This is a genomic window from Actinopolymorpha sp. NPDC004070, assembly GCF_040610475.1.
GTDB lineage: Bacteria > Actinomycetota > Actinomycetes > Propionibacteriales > Actinopolymorphaceae > Actinopolymorpha.
This window is the reverse complement of the sequence record NZ_JBEXMJ010000001.1, coordinates 558,999-575,976: the sequence shown is the minus strand read 5'-3', so window position 1 is coordinate 575,976 and position 16,978 is coordinate 558,999. Positions and strand designations below refer to the sequence as shown.

The following is a 16,978-nucleotide window of genomic DNA, read 5'->3' as shown; positions in this document are numbered from 1 at the left end:
TACCTGTCGCAGACCGGCAAAGCGGCTGGTTGCCGCGGGCCGGTCGGTATCGGACCGGGCATCACCGGTCACCGTGTGTCGTACCGGACCGGCAGTGCGTCTCACCGGCCCGGTCGCCGCGGCGAATCGGTCCGACCTGCGTACCCCGAGGCGCGTCCGCGGGGCACGCCCTAAGCTCGGATCGTGAGCGCACCCGAGGCACCAGACGACGCCGGTGCCGGCCGATCGGTACCCCCCACGGACCCACCCGGATCCTCGCTGCCGGCGGCCGACTCCGCCGCTCCCACGGCCGGCGGGCCGAACGGACGGCCCGCACGCCGCCGGGACCGGCACGGCCGGGGCATGCGCGGGCCGATCGCCACCCGCGGGCCACTGGCGCCGAGCGGCGTCCCCATCGCCCGCAGCCGTGCCGAGCGTTTCGACGAGTTCGTCCTGGATGCGGTCGAGGAGCTCGAACGCCGGTTCGCCACCGAACTGGACGGCGTGGAGTTCGCCGTCGAGGACGTTCCGGACCCGCGCCGCGACCACGGGCTGGTCGACATCCCGCTCGGTGCCGTGCTGGCGTCGTCCGGACGCGACGAGCCCGCCCGGATCGTGGTCTACCGCCGCCCGATCGAGCTTCGCGCGGTCGGAGTGACGGAGTTGTCCGAGCTCGTGCACGACGTCGTGGTCGAACAGGTCGCCGACCTGCTGGGGCTCGGGCCCGCCGACATCGACCCGGACTACGGCGAGGAGTAGGCCGGCTCGCAGGGGCGGCACGGCCCGCGGCACGCGCACCCCCCGGCCGTACGCCGGAAGGCCTCCGGCGCTGCCCCCGGCCTACTACCGGAACATCGGGTCCACGGTCTCCCGGACCCCGATCCCCGCACCGATGTCGGAGCGGGCCGCCGGGCGCACCACGGTCGACTCGGCGGAGGTCAGCGTCCACGACGAAGCCATCGGCCCGTCGGGGTCGTCCTCCACCCGCAGCCTGGTGCCGAACAACGGGCCGCCGCTGTCGGGCGTGACAACCACGGTGTAGCGGCTGACGTCCTTCGGCTCCAGCTTGGTCTCCACGGTGCTGCCGGGTCGGACCGTCACCTTCGTCGACCCCACCTCGCGACCGTCGTCGGAGTACAACCGCACCGAGGCGTTCACCGCCTGCTGGGAGGGGCTGGACAGCAGCAGGCTGGCGGACCTGCCCTCCCCCGCGTCGGTGGACGGCACCACGGCCGGACCGGCCAGCGAGGCCGACGCCGCGGAGTACGCCACGTCGTGCGGCTTCGAGCCGGAACCGAACACGCTCCGGACGGTGGCCGTGACGGGAACGTCGGACTCCACCCGCACCGCACCCGCCTGCTTGCGGAGCGCCTCCTGCAGGGGGATCTCCGCGACCGTGCCCGGCTTGACCTCCAGGTCGCCGAGCCCGGACGGGCGGAAGGTGCCGTCAGGGCCGAGCACGGAGAGGTTCACGCTGGCGGTGGAGTCTGCCGGGGCCACCACGCTGAGGACGCGTTCGCCGTCACCGGGAGCGACGCCGGGCACGAGGACCTGCTTGGCCGGCGCCGACGCCGAGGGGATCCAGTCGACGCCCATCGCGGTGTCGGCATCCTGGGCGTCGTTGCGCAGTGCCGCGGCGACCCGGCCGCGCTGGGCCACCACCGCCACCGCGAGCCGCTTGCTGGTGGGTGCCAGCTTGTCCAGCTCGACGACGGTCTGCCGGCCCGGTGCGACGGTGAGCCCGCGGGCGGCGTCGGCGTCGACCGGGCCCTTCTCGTCGTACAGGCGCAGGTCTACCTGGGCCGAGCCCTCGTCGCTGTTGGTGAGGTACAGGCGGCCGTGCTGACCCAGCGCGCTGCCGGTGCCGACGAACCAGAACTGCGTGCCGGGCTGGGTGCACGGTGCCTCCGCCAGACCGCGCAGCGGGCCGGACCCGGACCGGGTGAACTGGCCGGCGGCGGCTCCCGGGGCCACCGCACCCTGGGCATTGACCAGCAGCGGCGGCGTGCGGTCCTTCCGGACCTCGTAGGCGGCCAGGCGTTCGCGCTGGTCGACCGAGGTCAGCGGCTTGGCCGACCCCAGAGGCAGGACGGCGAGCTTGCCGGGTGCGGCGGCACCACGGCGGGCGGCCTGCGCACCCACACCGGGTGCGTCGATCCGCGCCGGTGCGGCCACGGCGGTCACGTCGGTCGCGCTCTCCGAGGGCACGTAGCGGGACTCCGGGCACACCAACGTCGTGCGGTCGAGCGGAACGCGGGTGGGCCGGCCGGCCGCCTGAGCCGGCTCGCCGGCCGAGGTCAGCGCCGGGGTGGCCAGCGTCGCGCCGCCGACCAGCACAGCCGCGGCCACCACGACGGCGCCGAGCCGGACGAAGGGGTTGCTCATCGGTTTCGGGCCCCCTCACGAGGACGGTCGGGATCTCGTGGGCCGGTCGGGGTGCCGCCGGTCGGGGGGTCGCCGGCCTGTGATCCGGACTGTGGGCCGCCGGTCCGGGTGGTTCCGCTGAGCGTGCTGCCGGTCAGGGTGTCCCCCGCCGAGGACGCACCAGCGGGTGCACCCGCCGCGGCCGACCGCCTTCCGGGCCTGCCGTCGGTGCCGAACGAACCGCCGACGCGCCGGCCGCCCGCCTGCTCCATCGGCTGCGGGTCCCGCCGCTGCCGGGTGGGCAGGGCGAGGATCAGGAACACCAGGACCAGGAAGCCCTGGACGGCGAGGAGTTCGCCGTGCAGCTTCGGCGTCGAGTCGAGGACCAGCCGGCCGCCGTTCGCGGGCAACTCGAACGCCTGCGCCCAGCCGTCGTGGCGTACCGGCTTCAGGTGCTCACCGGCCAGGCTGGCCCGCCAGGACGTGTCGTATGCCTCGGCGAGCACCAGCAACCTGCCCGCGGGCCCGTCCGGCACCGTGATCGCGGCGCCGTCGGGGTCCACTCCGACGACCTTGGCCGACGTGGCTGCGGACGCGGATCCGGACGCGCCGGCACCGCCGGCCGTCGCCCGCGGGTCGAGGATCCGCAGCCGGCCGACCGGGAGGTCGACCTTCCAGGCGGCCGCGCCGTCGGGCGCGCTGGACCGGAGGAGACCCGGCGTCGCGTCCAGGCGTTCGGCCGACGCGGCGTCGGCGGGGGCGGGGAGGTAGACGTACCCGATGTCGTAGGAGGCCAGCCGGGCGGCGGTGGCTTCCCGCTGGGTGTCGCCGAGCAGGTCACCGACGGTGCTGTCCAGCCGGTCGAGTGTGCGGGCGGGTGTGCCGGTCTGGGCGTCGCCGAGGCGGGCGGCCGTGCCGCGCAGCAGTGCGTACCTGACCGAACCGTCGTCGGCCTGGACGACCAGCGCCCGGGGCTGGGCAGCGGACTTCTGCGCGGCCCGCATGTAGGCCGGGACCGCGGGCCCGGCGTCCCGGTTGAGCGGGCCGTCCGCGCCGCGGATGATCCACCACCCGGCGACGAGCAACGGGGCGATGACCGCGACCACGACGGCCACACCGATGCCGGGCTGACGCCAGGAGAAGCTGCGCTGCCGGAAGACGCGGCGGGCGCCGTCGGCGCCGTGCACGATCGCGAGGATCCAGCCGGCGAGGACGAGCACCGATGCCAGACCGGGCCAGGCCGGGACTCCCACCGGCGCCCACTCCACGCCGACGGTGAGCCGGCTCTGCACCAGGCCGAGCGCGAGCCCGGCCAGGCTGAGCCCCCAGGCCGCGAGGACGCCGCGCGCCCGGTCACGGCGCAGCAGCGCCACCAGCGCCACCGCGCACAGCAGGCCGAACATCCACACCGGGGCCACGCCGGGTCCGCCCGGGCTGCCGAACGCCAGCCGCAACGGAGCCAGCCGGGAATCGGCCAGTCCCGGTGCCGCCAGCCCGGCCTCGCCCAGCAGGACGCGGGGGTCGCGGGCCACGACCGGAAGCCAGGGCAACAGCGCCAGCGGCGGCACCGCGAGCGCCACGACGATCCGGCCCACGCTTCCGGGCTTGCGCAGGGTGGGCAGCGCGATCGCCACCAGCCCGAGCAGCAGCGCCGCGACGTATCCGACGGGGACGAACGCGGTGAGGACGGCGAGCAGCAGGCCGGCGGCCCAGGCGGCGCTCCAGGAGCCGACGGTCACCCCCGGTCCGTACGTCCGCAGCACCGCCAGCGCGACCAGGGGCAGGACCACGATCGCCACGCAGGTGCCGATCCGGCCGGCCGCGACGGCACCGGTCACCACCGGCAGCAGGGCGTACGTCGCCGTCGCCCACAGGCGCAGCGGCCGGGTCGCGACCACCGGACGCATCAGGAGGTAGCAGGTGATCGCGGCCAGCGGCACCGAACCGAGCAGCAGCACGTCGACGGCCAGCCATGCCTTGCCGAGGAACAGCGAGCTGACCAGGGCGAGGACGCTGAGGTAGGGCGGCGCGGCGCGGCTGCTGCCGAGCTCGACCGGGTGCCAGCCTTCGTACGCGCGGCGCCACAGGTCGGCCGCGCCGTCGGGGGCGGGCAGCAGCGCGCCACCGCCGAGCGTGCCGCCGCCGAGCAGGTTGCGGCACGCCACCAGCGTCACCACGGTCACCGCCAGGACGACCAGCAGCGCCGGCCGGGCGACCAGCCACCGCCAGACGCCCGGGGTGTCGTCGTCGAGTTCCTCGGTCTCCTCCGCGACCGGGCCGGTCTCGATCACCCGCCGGGACCGCCGGCCGGTGCCGACGTGGGTGCCGGACCGGGCCGAGACCAGGGCCATCAGCCCGTCGAAGGCGTGTTGCAGGCCGATCCACGGCGGTGGGAGCAACCGGCGGACGGCGCCGCTGCCGACCTTCGCGGTCCGGGCGCGCCGGCGCCGGCCACGCAGGATCAGGTCGGGCCGGGAGTAGGCGCCGACGAAGGCGCGGAACTCGTCGTACGCCGCGTCGGGCCACTTCGCGACCAGCAGGCCGAGCACCCGCAGCAGCGAGCCCACCGCCAGCCGGACGAGGAGGAAGGGGACCCGCCAGGCCGCGGAGTCGACCAGCAGGGTGTAGAGCGCGTTGCGGCGGTCGGTCAGCCGCGGCCGGTGGGGAACGGCGTCCAGCAGGCGGTGGCGTTGGCGACCCGCCTCCGCGTGGTGCACGACGGCGTCGGGACAGGTCAGCACCTGGTGGCCCGCACGCACGACGCGCCAGCAGAAGTCGACGTCGTCGCGGAAGAGAGGCAGCTGGGGATCGAAGCCGCCGAGGTGCTCGAACACGTCGCGGCGGACGAACATGCCGGCGGTGCTCACCGCCAGGACCTCGCGTACGCCGTCGTGCTGGCCCTGGTCGTACTCGCCGAACTCCAGACCGGTCTCGCGGGCGCCGCTGCCGGCGATGGTCACCCCGACCTCGAGCAGCCGCCGGCCACTGGGCCAGTCGCGCAGCTTGGGGCCGAGGACCGCGGCCCCGGAGGCGGACTCGGCCTGGCGGACCAGCGCCTCCAGCGCACCGGGGGCAGGGGCACAGTCGTCGTGCAACAGCCACAGCCACTCGCCCGGCTCGGCCGGAGGAAGCGCCTGGACGGCGCGGGCGACGGCGGCACCGAAGCCGGTGCGTGCCGGCGCGTCGATCACCGGACCGCCGAGCCTGCCGACCAGCAGGTCGCGGGAGTCGTCCAGGCTGCCGGTGTCGACGGCCACCACACGGTCCGCCGGACGGGTCTGTGCCTGGATCCCGGCGATCAGCTCATGCAGCCACGGCGCGCCGTTGTGGGACACGACGACGGCGGTGACGATTGGGCGCGACGACGCCTCGGCTCCTGAACGCTCGCTCATGCGGAAAGCGGGACCTCACAGAGTGGGGGGCTCGGTGCAAGGCCACACACTACGCGACGCTTCCGGCGAACGACCTCAGCCTGGGACAGGCCGGGCATCCACCTGTGCGTGGACGCCCCGGATCAGCGCTCGGACCGGTTCTTACGGCTCGGGACCGCGAGCACATGACCCGCGGTCCCGAGCCCGACGGCCTGAGGGCTGTCGCTCAGACCGCGCGTTTCTTCATCCGACGGCGCTCCCGCTCGGAGAGGCCGCCCCAGATACCGAAGCGTTCGTCATGCTCCAGTGCGTAGGTCAGGCACGCGGATCTGACCTCGCACACCATGCACACCCGCTTGGCTTCGCGGGTGGATCCGCCTTTTTCCGGAAAGAACGCCTCCGGGTCGGTCTGCGCGCACAGCGCGCGGTCCTGCCAGCTGAGCTCTTCCTCGGCGCTGCCGTGCAGCAGGCTGGGCTCTGCCACGGTCCTCGCCTCCTCGACCCACGTCCCCGTGAGCAAACAATCCCCGTTGCCGACCAGTTACTCGGGTTACTCGCTGCGCAGACCGGGTCGACGTCGCCGTCCGTTCCCGCACCAAACTCCGAGTGGTGCTTCCGTGTCACACCGTTCTGGTACTTCCCCGGAACGGCGGGAATGACACAGCTGAAATTACATGCCGGAAATCCCGCTACGTCAACTTGAGGTCTGCTATAAGCGGACATAGCCACCCGGAGCGGGGCGGAAACCTCAACCGGACAAGACGATCGAGGGTGCGGAAGGGAGAAAATCCCAACCACACAAAGGGATCCGATCGCCGACAACGCGATCGGGCCCGGCCAGAAGCTGGGTTCTGGCCGGGCCCGATCGTCACGCCCACGGTGGCGCGTCGCGCTTCACGCCTCAGCGTGGCGGCTGCGACCACCAGCTCTGCTGCTCCTCCCGGGGCTGCGCCTGGTCACCGCGGCCGGCGCCGTGCTCACCCTGCGCCTGCGGGGCCTCGTCCGGACCCGGCTCGCCGTCGGGCCCGTCGAGATTCCCCAACCGGACGACGCGGGTGTGGTCGTCGTCCTCGTCGTCGGCCTCGGCCGGCCGCCGGGCGCCCTGCTCCTCCGGCCGGGCGGCCGGGGCGTCGGCTCCTTCGGGGTAGTCGCGGCCGAAGAACTGCGTGCTGTCCGGGTCACGCCGGGCAGCGCGGCCCGCGGGCCGGCCGTAGTCGGGCTCACTCTGCTCGTGCCGCGGGTCGCGGGTGTCAGGGTCGGCGTGGTGGTCGCGGGGCTCGGTCGCCCCGGCCTCCTGACCGGCGTCCTGACCGAACGACGGGTAGGGGCCGTGCTGCCCGCCGTCGCCGGTCTCGGAGAAGTCGCGACGCTGGTCGTGGCCGCCGTACTCGCCCCGGCCGTACTCCGGCCGGCCGTACTGCTGCTGCTCGTACTGCTGGGCGTACTGACCCTGGCCGTACTGGCCCTGGTCGTAGCCCTGCTGGCCGTACTGCCCCTGGTCGTGACCGTGCTGGGCATAGCCCTGCCGGCCGTACTGGTCCTGCCCCTGGGCGTACTGGTCGTAGCCAGGCTGTCCCTGCTGGGCGTACTGGCCGGGCTGGCCGTACTGACCCTGGTCGTAACCAGGCTGGCCGTACTGACCCTGGTCGTAACCGGGCTGGCCGTACTGGCCCTGGTCGTAACCGGGCTGGCCGTACTGGCCCTGGTCGTAACCAGGCTGCGCGTACTGGTCGTAGCCCTGCTGGCCGTACTGGCCCTGGTCGTAGCCCTGCTGGGCGTACTGCCCCTGGTCGTACTGGCCCTGGTCGTACTGGCCCTGGTCGTACCGGCCCTGGTCGTACTGGCGCTGGTCGTACTGGCGCTGGTCGTATCCGCCGGCATACGCCGACTGGGCGTACTGGCCCTGGTGCTGCTCGTCACGCTGGTCGTGTCCGCCACCGTGCTGCCCACCGCCGAACTGGCCGAGGAGGCCGCCGGACTTGTCCTGCGCGCGCCTGTCCTTCCGGCTCTCGCGCTTGCCGCCGGTCTTGCTCCCGATCTTGTCGCCGAGCTTGCCGCCGGTCAGGCTGCCCACCGGCTGCGGCAGTGCCTTCAGCGTGGTGAACATGAAGAAGAGCGCGGCGCCGGCGATCGCGAGATACGCGAGCTGCTGCACCGCGGTGGCCAGCTTGCCGTCGATACCGAAGGCTCCGGCACCGTTGGGCAGGCGAACGTCGGCCGCCATGCCGCCGAGCCAGGTCACCAGCCCGAGCAGGGTCAGGATCGCCAGCACGGCCAGCGCGACCAGGGTGATGACGCGCGCCTTCGGCGTGGGCTCGCCGAGGTGGGTCACGAGGACCACCGCGAGCACAAGGAGGGCCACGAGGACCGGCTGTACGAAGCGGCCCTGGTAGGCGAACGCCGTCAGCGCGAAGCCGGAGCCGCTGTCGATGCCGAGTCGCGACACCGCCACCAGTCCGACCAGGATGCCGGCGCCCAGCAGCACCCATGCGAACAGCTCACGCTGCGGCTTGGTCGTCTCGGTAACCACGTGCTACCCCCAAATCTGGGTGTGAAGTCGGCTGCAGCCTCCCACACGTGGGCCTGTCATGGGGACCCACGTGGTGGGCCCATGATCGATCCCATGGGCGGCTGGTCGCAGCGAGCCCCCCGGCGACCGGCACCACTATGGCGCAGATCGCCCGATCCGTCCCGACCGGCCTGTGGACAAGACGCGGCGACCGCCCCATGAGGGAGAGGGGGCACACTGGTGGCGTGCGGATCACGGTTCTCGCCGGCGGTATCGGCGCCGCGCGCTTCCTGCGCGGCCTGCTCGCCCACTCCCCCGACGCCGAGGTCACGGTCATCGGCAACACCGGTGACGACCTCACCCTCTACGGCCTGCGCGTCTCGCCCGACCTGGACACGGTCATGTACACCCTGGGCGGAGGCAACGACGACGCCCGCGGCTGGGGCCGCGCGGACGAGTCCTGGAACGCCCTGGAGGAGATCCGGGCGTACGACTCGGTGCCGTCGTGGTTCGGGCTCGGTGACCGCGACATCGGGACCCACCTGGTCCGTACGGCGATGCTGGCCGAGGGCCGGACCCTCTCCGAGGCGACCGCCGCGCTGACCGCGCGCTGGCGGCTGCCGGTACGCCTGATCCCGATGACCGACGACCGGGTGGAGACTCACGTGGTCGTGGAGGACCCGGACTCCCCCGGCGGCCGGCGCCGGCTGCACTTCCAGGAGTACTGGGTACGTCACCATGCGTCCCTGCCGGTGCTCACCGTCGACGTCGAGGGAGTCGGGGACGCGACCCCCGCGCCCGGCGTACTCGAGGCGATCTCCGGTGCCGACCTGCTCCTGCTGCCCCCGTCCAACCCGGTGGTGAGCGTCGGGCCGATCCTGTCCGTGCCCGGTGTCCGCGATGCCGTGCGCTCCGCCTCCGCGCCGGTGGTCGGGCTGTCCCCGATCGTGGGCGGCGCGCCGGTACGCGGGATGGCGGACAAGCTTCTCCCCGCCATCGGCGTCGACACCTCCGCGGCCGGCGTCGCGCTGCACTTCGGCGCCCGCGCAGGCGGCGGGCTGCTGGACGGCTGGCTGGTCGACGAACGCGACGCCGACTCTGTGGGTCGGATCCGCGAGGCGGGCATCGCCGCCCGCGCCGTGCCGTTGATGATGACCGACGTCGCCGCCACCGCCGCGATGGCCGACGTCGCCCTGGAACTCGCCGAGGAGGCTCGCCGGTGAGCGACGACCCGCGTACCGGCTCGATCCTCGTCACCCCCGTCCTCGGGATCCCCGAGGTCCGGGCCGGTGACGATCTCGCCGCCCTGGTGGCCGAGCACGCCACCGACGTCCGCGACGGCGACGTGATCGTGGTGTCCAGCAAGATCGTCAGCAAGTCCGAGGGCCGCGTGGTCGCCGGGGACGACCGGTTCGCCGCGATCCGCTCCGAGACCGTACGCGTGGTCGCCGAACGCGGACCCACCCAGATCGTCCAGACCCGGCACGGGTTCGTGATGGCCGCCGCCGGCGTGGACGCGTCCAACGTCGAGCCCGGCCGGTTGCTGCTGCTGCCGCTGGACTCCGACGACTCCGCGCGCAGGCTGCGGCGAGGGCTGACCGAACGCCTCGGCGTACGGATCGGCGTCGTGGTCACCGACACCTTCGGCCGGCCCTGGCGGCTCGGCCAGACCGACCTCGCCATCGGCGCCGCCGGCGTACGCGTGGTCGAGGAGCACCGCGGCCGGGTCGACGCGTACGGCAACGAGCTCGTCGTCACCGCCCCCGCGCACGCCGACGAGATCGCCGGCGCGGCCGAACTCGTCAAGGGGAAGAGCGCGCAGGTCCCGGTGGCGATCGTCCGCGGACTCGCCGCGCTGGTCACCGACGAGGACGGGCCGGGCGTGCGTGCCCTGGTCCGGTCCGCCGAGGACGACATGTTCCGGCTCGGCGCGCGGGAGGCCCGGCGGGAGGCACTGCGGCTCCCGGTCACCACCGGACCGCCGGCCGACGTGGCGGTGGACGCCGACCAGGTACGCCGGGCGCTGTCCGGAGTGATCGGTGAGCCGGCCGAGTCCACCGAGCCGGCCGAACAGGCCGACCTGGCCGACCTGGCCGACCTGGCCGAGCCGGGGGCGCACAGCCGCTGGGGCGCGGTCGAGATCACCGAGGCGCGGGATCTCAAGCCGATCCTGGACGCGCTCGGCCTGCCCTCCTCGATACCCGTCCTGGTCGTCGTCCACGTCCGCGCGGACGGCGGGTCGGGCCGTACCGACGCCCTCCTCGGGGCCGGCGGACTGCGCGAGCGGCTGGTGCGTTCCTGCGTGGTCGAGGGGCTCGCCTGCCAGTGGCTGCCGGCCGAGGTCGCCGCGCCCGCGGTACGCCACGTCCTGCCCGCGGACGCCGAACCGATCGGGGCACTGGCGATCGGCGCTGCCGGGACGAGGGCTCAGAAGGCGCGGTAGTCGCGCGGGGAGAAGCGCGGGCCGCGGCGCGGTGCGGTGATCCCGGCGAGTTCGATCAGCCGGGTGACGCGGTAGCGGTGGCCGCGCCAGCGTTCCAGCACCGCCAGCATGGTCTCGTCGTCGTACCGTTCACCGGCCAGCGCCCAGCCCACCGACTTGGCGACGTGGAAGTCGCCCACCGACACCGCGTCGGCGTTGCCGTGCGCCCGCTGCATGACCTCCGCGGCGGTCCACACCCCGACCCCGGGGACGCTGCGCAACCGGCGTTCGACCTCGGCGAAGTCCAGCCCGACCGTCCGCTCCAGGGCCGTCGCCACCCGGGCACAACGGACGAGCGTCTCGGCCCGCTGCGGACCGACTCCCGCGCGGTGCCACTCCCACGACGGCAGCCCGGCGAGCGTACGGGCGTCCGGCTGAACCCACAGCGGGAACGGCGTCGGGCCGGGCGCGCGCTCACCGAACCGCCATACGAGTTCGCGCCACGACCGCCACGCCTCGGTGGAGGTGACCTTCTGCTCCAGGATCGCGGGGGTGAGGGACTCCATCACCAGGCCCGTACGGCACACTCGCCAGCCGGCGAACCTGCGGTGCAGGCGTTCCAGCAGCGCGAGCCCGGGCTCGAAGCCGGCCGGGTCGTCCTCCGCGCCCACCAGCCCGGGCAGGTGGTCGAGGATCCAGCCCGCGCCGGGACCCCACGCGCGTCCCTCGATCGCGCCGTCGGCGGGCCGGGCCGAGACCGCGACGGTGGCCACGCCCTCGGGGGTGCGGGTGCCGCGCCAGATCGCGCCGTCGGGCCCGGTGCGGTGCACGGGGTCGCCGCCGCCACGCCGGAGTCCGCGCAGGGTCAGCACCGGGTCGACCGGAGCGTCGGTCACCACCGTGCGGGTGCGTTCGACGGTCGGCGCGGACATGGGTCCAGTCTGCTGGACGCGGCGCCGCACACCGACATCGACATCGACACCGACGCGGCGATCACCCCGGGATCAGGCAGCGCGGTGATCGGCCGGAGCGGCGGTCAGGCGTACCGATCTCCGTGGGTCTGGCGAACCCGGGCCACGAGATCCTTCACGCGCTCGGCGTCGTTCTTCGGGCAGACCATCGTGACGTCCGGGGTGTGCACGACGATCGTGTCGCGCAGCCCGACCGTGGCCACCAGGTGCTCGGGGTCGTCGCTGACCACGATGTTGCCCTCGGAGTCGACCAGCACCGTGACAGCGTTGCTGGCGTTGTGCGCCGGGTCGTTGGCGAGCGTGCGCGCCAGCGCCGGCCAGGCGCCGACGTCGATCCAGTCGACCGACATCGGGACCACCACGACCCGGGCGTCGTCCTCGCCCCGCGCCGCCGGCTCCATCACGGCGTAGTCGATGCTGATCTTGGGCAGCTCGGCGTAGGCCTTCTCCGCGACGGTCGTCCGCTCGGGGGTGTCCCACGCCTTGGCGATCCGGGTCACGCCGTCGTAGGCGCCGGGCAGGTGCCGGTGCAGCTGGGTGAGCAGGGTGTCGGCCCGCCACACGAACATGCCGGAGTTCCACAGGTGGCGCCCGCCCGCGACGTAGGCCTGCGCGGTCGCGGCGTCGGGCTTCTCGGTGAACGCCGTGACGCCGAACACCGCGGGCCCGCCGCCCGGACCGGCGCTGTTGGGCGCGTCCGGCAGCGGGTCGGCGCGTTCGATGTAGCCGAGGCCGGTGTGCGCCGACGTGGGCGGGACGCCGAACGTCGCCAGCATCTGCGGGTGGGCCTCGACCGTCTCGAACGCGGTGCCGAGCGCCTCGCGGAACGACTCCACGGGTTCGATCACGTGGTCGGCCGTGACGAACGCGGCCACCGCCTCCGGATCACGCTCGACGATCACCGCGCAGGCCAGGCCGATCGCATTGGCGGTGTCGCGGGCGACCGGCTCGCCGAGGAAGTTCTCCTCCGGAAGCTCGGGCAGGTGCTCCATGATCACCTGTTGGTGAGCCGTGCCGGCGCAGACGAAGATCTGCTCGTCGGGGACGAACCCCTCCAGCCGCTCGTAGGCGAGCCGGAGCAGGCTCTTGCCGCCCCGGACACTCAGCAGTTGCTTGGGGAAGCTGGCGCGGGAGAGCGGCCACAACCTCGTGCCGGATCCCCCCGCGTTGATGACGGCGTACCGCATGACCGCGAGCCTACGGGACACACCTGCCCACCGTGGCGGATCACGCCGCCCGGCGTGGCGAATCGGTCGCGAAGCGTGGCCGTACATGATCGGCGAGAGATCGCGACCACCCGGCCGGGGCGTCCGGTGGATCAGGCCGGATCCGCGAGGCATGCCCCAGCGCATGGCCTAGGCTCGGCGGGTGGCGACCCCCAACACTCCTGCACGCGTGCTGGCCGCGGCCCTGGCGGCCGACCCGGCGACCCCGTTCCTCACCTTCTACGACGACGCCACCGGCGAACGCGTCGAGCTGTCCCTCGCGACGTTGGACAACTGGGTCGCCAAGACCGCGAACCTCCTCCAGGACGGCCTGGGCACCGACCCGGGCGAGCGGGTGGCGATCATGCTGCCGCCGCACTGGCAGGGCGCGGTGTGGATGCTCGCAGCGTGGTCGGCCGGGCTCACCGTCACGCTGGACGACGGGGCCGGCGGCGACCCCGACATCCTGGTCACCGGCCCCGACCGGCTGGCCGAGGTGACGGCCGGGCCGGGCGCGGGTGCCCGCGACACGGTGGCGCTCGCGCTGCGCCCGCTGGGCGGGCCGTTCACCGAGCCGCTGCCGGCGGGAGTGCTGGACTACGGCGCGGAGGTGCCGGGGTACGCCGACCAGTTCACGGCGTACGTCCCGGTCGATCCACACGCGCCCGCGCTGGTCACGCCCGGCGCCACCCTCACCGGCGAGGAACTCCTCGCCGCCGCCACCAGGCGCGCGGAGGAGATCGGCCTGGAGCCGAGCGGACGGCTGCTCACCGACGCCAACCCGGCCGATCCGTACGGCTGCCTGGAAGCGCTGCTGGCACCGCTCGCCCAGCAGGGGTCGGTGATCCTGGTCCGCAACCCCGACCTCGGGCAGGTCGACCGGCGCTGCGAGGTGGAGAAGGTCACCGTGACCCGGCTCCGCGCGGCCGGCACGCCCGGCGCCTGACCTCGCCGACCGCGGGCACCGGCCCGGCCCAGAGCCCGGAGCGGCCCGGAGCGGGTTCTACTGGTGGTCGCGCCGCCTCCGGGCGTACGCCTCGAACGCCGTGAGCGCGCCCGGATCGGACAGCGCGCCGGTGCTCGCGGCCTCCTCCACCGGCCGGCCCTCCAGGATCCGCTTGACCGGCACCTCCAGCTTCTTGCCCGACAGCGTTCGTGGGATCGCACGCACGGCGACTATCTCGTCCGGCACGTGCCGGGGCGACAACTCGCGGCGCAGGTCGGCGGCGAGCCGACGGCGCAGGTCGTCGTCGAGTTCGGCACCCTCGGCGAGGACGACGAACAACAGCAGCTCCTCACCGGCGTCGGTGTCGGCGCCCGCGGGCCGGGCGTTCTCCAGGTGGACCACGAGGCTGTCGGCGATCTCGGGGAACCCGTCGACCACGGAGTAGAACTCCGCGGTGCCCATGCGTACCCCGCCCCGCTTCAGCGTCGCGTCGGAGCGGCCGGTGATGACGCAGGTGCCGCGCGGCGTGATCTCCACCCAGTCGCCGTGCCGCCACACACCGGGGAAGTCGGCGAAGTACGCGGCGCGGTAGCGGGAGCCGTCCGGGTCGCCCCAGAACCCCACCGGCATGGACGGCATCGGCCGCTCCAGCACCAGCTCGCCCAGCTGCCCGACGACAGAGTGCCCGGCCGGGTCGTACGCCGCGACGGCCGCGCCCAGGCACGCGCAGGACAGCTCGCCCGCGTACACCGGAAGCAGTGGCGAGCCGCCGACGAACCCGGTGCACAGATCCGTCCCGCCGGAGAACGACTGCAGCTGCAAGGTCGGGTTGACGTTTTCGTACACCCAGCCGAAGCCCTCGGGCGGCAGTGGCGCACCCGTCGACCCCAGACCGCGGATCCGGGACAGGTCGGCCACCTCGGCCGGACGCAGCCCGGCCCGGCGGCAGCTCATCAGGAACGGCGCACTCGTCCCGAAGAACGTCACGCCGGTCTCGTCGGCCAGCCGCCACAGGTGGCCGAGATCGGGCTGGGCGGGGTTGCCGTCGACCAGGACGACGGTGGCGCCGACGAGCAGCCCGGACACCAGGACGTTCCACATCATCCAGCCGGTGGTGGAGAACCAGAAGAACCGGTCGCCGGGCCCCAGGTCGAAGTGCAGGGCGAGGGTCTTCAGGTGCTCCAGCAGGATGCCGCCGTGCCCGTGCACGATCGGCTTGGGCAGCCCGGTGGTGCCCGAGGAGTACAGGAGGTAGAGCGGATGGTCGAACCCCACCGGCTCGAACTCCGGCTCGCCCGGGTCGGGACCGGCCAGCAGGTCCGCCCAGTAGCTCGCCTCGGGTATCCCCCGCGCGGCGTCCTCGGACAGGTAGGGCACCACGACCACGTGCGCGAGCGTGGGCAGCGCCGCGCGGATGGCGGCCAGCTCGTCGGTCCGGTCGATGTCCTTCGCGCCGTAGCGGTAGCCGTCCACCGCCACCAGCACCTTCGGCCCGATCTGGCTCCACCGGTCGACGACGCTGCGGGTGCCGAACTCGGGTGCGCAGGAGGAGAACACCGCGCCCAGGCTGGCGGTCGCGAGCAGCAGAACCAGGGTCTCCGGGATGTTCGGGAGGTACGCCGCGACCCGGTCGCCGTGTCCTACCCCGAGCCGGACGAGCCCGGCCCGCGCCCGGGCCACCTCCGCGCGCAACTGCGCCGCGGTGAGCTCGACAGGTTCCCGGGTCTGCGACCTGGCCACCACCACCGGCCCCTCGTCGGGGAGGTCGGCCAGCATCTGCTCGGCATAGTTGATCCGGGCGCCGGGGAACCACCGCGCACCGGGCATGGCGTCACCGGTGAGGACGGTGTCGCCGCGCCGGCCGCGCACCTGGAAGTAGTCCCACACGCTGGCCCAGAACGCCGGCAGGTCGTCCACCGACCATCGCCACAGGGACGCGTAGTCGGCGAACCGCAGCGAGCGTTCGCGGTCCAGCCACCGGAGGTAGTCGCCGATCCTGGTGCGGTCGAGGACGTCGGCAGGCGGGCTCCACAGGACCCGGCCCTGCTCGCTCATCCCCTGCTCCCGGCCCCGTCGTCACGGCGGGCCTCCGGATGGTGGAACACCCACCCCTCCCAGGCCGCCGCGACCGTGGACCGCATGTCGTGCGCGGCCGACCAGCCGAGCACCTCGCGGATCCGGTCGACGCCGGCGATCGATGCCGCCGGGTCGCCCGGCCGGCGGGGGAGGATCTCGGGCTTGAGATCGGTGTAGCCGGAAACGTCGAGGACGGTCTCCACGATCTCGCGGGTGGACGCCCCCCGGCCGGTGCCGACGTTGAGGATCTCGCGGGCCTGGTGCCCGGCCGTGAGGTGCCGGGCCGCGGCGACGTGTGCCGAGGCGATGTCACCGACGTGGATGTAGTCGCGGATGGTGGTGCCGTCGGGGGTCGGGTAGTCGTCGCCGAAGATCTTCGGCGGCAGGCCGGCGGTCAGGCGTTCGAACACCATCGGGATGAGGTTGAACGCGCCGGTGTCGGCGAGTTCGGGGGCGGCGGACCCGGCGGCGTTGAAGTAGCGCAGGCTGATGTGCCGCAGGCCGGAGCTTCGGGCCACGTCGGCGATCAGCCACTCCCCCACGAGCTTGGTCTCGCCGTACGGGGAGACCGGCCGGCAGGTCGCGTCCTCGGTCAGGACGTCGGTGTCCTGGTCGCCGTAGGTCGAGGCGCTGGAGGAGAAGACCAGGGCGTCCACGCCCACGTCGGTCATCGCCCGCAGCAGTGACTCCAGCCCGCCGACGTTCTCACGGTAGTAGAGCAGCGGGTTGTCGACCGACTCACCCGGCTGCTTCTTGGCGGCGACGTGCACGACGCCGCTGATCTCGTACTCCCGCAGGAGCTTGGCGACCAGGCTGGTCGCCTGCACCGACCCCCGGACGAGCGGGACGTCGTCGAGGTCGGCGATCCGGGCGGGCACCCCGGTGGACAGGTCGTCGAGCACGACGATCTGTTCTCCCGCGGCATGGAGTGCATGGACGACGTGCGCGCCGATGAAGCCGGCGCCTCCGGTGACGAGCCAGGTCATGGCTGCACCTTAGTAGGCGTACGCCCGGCGCCTGGAGCGATCCGGAACCGCCCGGAGCCACCCCTTCGCCCCCCACGGGCGACCCGGACGATCCCGACGTCCTCAGGCGATGCGGCTTTCGGTGAAACGGTTCGCGGCGCTGGTGGTGC

At 73.6% G+C, this 16,978-nt stretch carries 12 protein-coding genes; 4 read left to right on the top strand and 8 right to left on the bottom strand.

Annotated elements, in window-relative coordinates:
* Positions 1-183: 183 nt before the first annotated feature.
* Positions 184-738, top strand: a complete 555-nt coding sequence (locus ABZV93_RS02615; protein WP_354929127.1) for a metallopeptidase family protein — start codon at positions 184-186, stop codon at positions 736-738.
* Positions 739-822: 84 nt separating this feature from the next.
* Here the strand turns inward: ABZV93_RS02615 and ABZV93_RS02610 are convergent, their stop codons facing one another.
* The 4 genes from ABZV93_RS02610 to ABZV93_RS02595 all read right to left on the bottom strand — a co-directional run bounded on the left by ABZV93_RS02610 (position 823) and on the right by ABZV93_RS02595 (position 8,244).
* Positions 823-2,364 (bottom strand): DUF5719 family protein, encoded by a 1,542-nt coding sequence (locus tag ABZV93_RS02610; protein ID WP_354929124.1) that lies wholly within the window; start codon positions 2,362-2,364, stop codon positions 823-825.
* Positions 2,361-5,735: a glycosyltransferase family 2 protein gene (locus ABZV93_RS02605; protein ID WP_354929121.1), complete on the bottom strand. Its 3,375-nt coding sequence runs from the start codon at positions 5,733-5,735 to the stop codon at positions 2,361-2,363. The genes ABZV93_RS02610 and ABZV93_RS02605 overlap by 4 nt, the downstream gene beginning before the upstream one ends.
* A gap of 205 nt (positions 5,736-5,940) precedes the next feature.
* A complete protein-coding gene (locus ABZV93_RS02600; protein WP_354929118.1) occupies positions 5,941-6,198 on the bottom strand; it encodes a WhiB family transcriptional regulator in 258 nt (85 codons plus the stop codon).
* 417 nt (positions 6,199-6,615) lie between these two features.
* Positions 6,616-8,244, bottom strand: coding sequence for a hypothetical protein (locus tag ABZV93_RS02595; RefSeq protein WP_354929115.1), 1,629 nt, complete (start codon positions 8,242-8,244; stop codon positions 6,616-6,618).
* Between the two features lie 224 nt (positions 8,245-8,468).
* Between ABZV93_RS02595 and cofD the strand changes: the two genes are divergently transcribed.
* Together cofD and ABZV93_RS02585 are read left to right on the top strand one after the other, a co-directional pair.
* Positions 8,469-9,446, top strand: a complete 978-nt coding sequence (cofD, locus tag ABZV93_RS02590; RefSeq protein WP_354929112.1) for a 2-phospho-L-lactate transferase — start codon at positions 8,469-8,471, stop codon at positions 9,444-9,446.
* Positions 9,443-10,666, top strand: coding sequence for a coenzyme F420-0:L-glutamate ligase (locus ABZV93_RS02585; RefSeq protein WP_354929109.1), 1,224 nt, complete (start codon positions 9,443-9,445; stop codon positions 10,664-10,666). The genes cofD and ABZV93_RS02585 overlap by 4 nt, the downstream gene beginning before the upstream one ends.
* Here the strand turns inward: ABZV93_RS02585 and ABZV93_RS02580 are convergent.
* A complete protein-coding gene (locus ABZV93_RS02580) occupies positions 10,651-11,577 on the bottom strand; it encodes a DNA-3-methyladenine glycosylase 2 family protein (protein WP_354929106.1) in 927 nt (308 codons plus the stop codon). The two genes, ABZV93_RS02585 and ABZV93_RS02580, sit on opposite strands and share 16 nt — an antisense overlap.
* Before the next feature lie 104 nt (positions 11,578-11,681).
* The gene (locus ABZV93_RS02575; protein ID WP_354929103.1) at positions 11,682-12,803 is read right to left on the bottom strand and encodes a sugar phosphate nucleotidyltransferase; all 1,122 of its coding nucleotides are present in this window, start codon (positions 12,801-12,803) and stop codon (positions 11,682-11,684) included.
* A gap of 181 nt (positions 12,804-12,984) precedes the next feature.
* Here ABZV93_RS02575 and ABZV93_RS02570 point away from each other — a divergent pair, with 181 nt between their 5' ends.
* On the top strand, positions 12,985-13,767 hold the full coding sequence (locus tag ABZV93_RS02570) for a TIGR03089 family protein (protein ID WP_354929100.1): 783 nt from the start codon (positions 12,985-12,987) through the stop codon (positions 13,765-13,767).
* A 57-nt stretch (positions 13,768-13,824) separates the two neighbouring features.
* On the opposite strand, the gene ABZV93_RS02565 is transcribed toward ABZV93_RS02570, so the two are convergent.
* A complete protein-coding gene (locus ABZV93_RS02565) occupies positions 13,825-15,822 on the bottom strand; it encodes an acetoacetate--CoA ligase (protein WP_354929097.1) in 1,998 nt (665 codons plus the stop codon).
* Complete coding sequence (gene galE, locus ABZV93_RS02560) at positions 15,819-16,829, bottom strand: UDP-glucose 4-epimerase GalE (protein WP_354929094.1); 1,011 nt, start codon at positions 16,827-16,829, stop codon at positions 15,819-15,821. Before galE ends, ABZV93_RS02565 begins: the two co-directional genes overlap by 4 nt.
* Positions 16,830-16,978: the final 149 nt, after the last annotated feature.

Coding starts and splice junctions, on each gene's coding strand:
- ABZV93_RS02610 (WP_354929124.1), bottom strand. CDS start 2,364: ATGAGCAACCCCTTCGTCCGGCTCGGCGCCGTCGTGGTGGCCGCGGCT.
- ABZV93_RS02605 (WP_354929121.1), bottom strand. CDS start 5,735: ATGAGCGAGCGTTCAGGAGCCGAGGCGTCGTCGCGCCCAATCGTCACC.
- ABZV93_RS02580 (WP_354929106.1), bottom strand. CDS start 11,577: ATGTCCGCGCCGACCGTCGAACGCACCCGCACGGTGGTGACCGACGCT.
- ABZV93_RS02575 (WP_354929103.1), bottom strand. CDS start 12,803: ATGCGGTACGCCGTCATCAACGCGGGGGGATCCGGCACGAGGTTGTGG.
- ABZV93_RS02565 (WP_354929097.1), bottom strand. CDS start 15,822: ATGAGCGAGCAGGGCCGGGTCCTGTGGAGCCCGCCTGCCGACGTCCTC.
- galE (WP_354929094.1), bottom strand. CDS start 16,829: ATGACCTGGCTCGTCACCGGAGGCGCCGGCTTCATCGGCGCGCACGTC.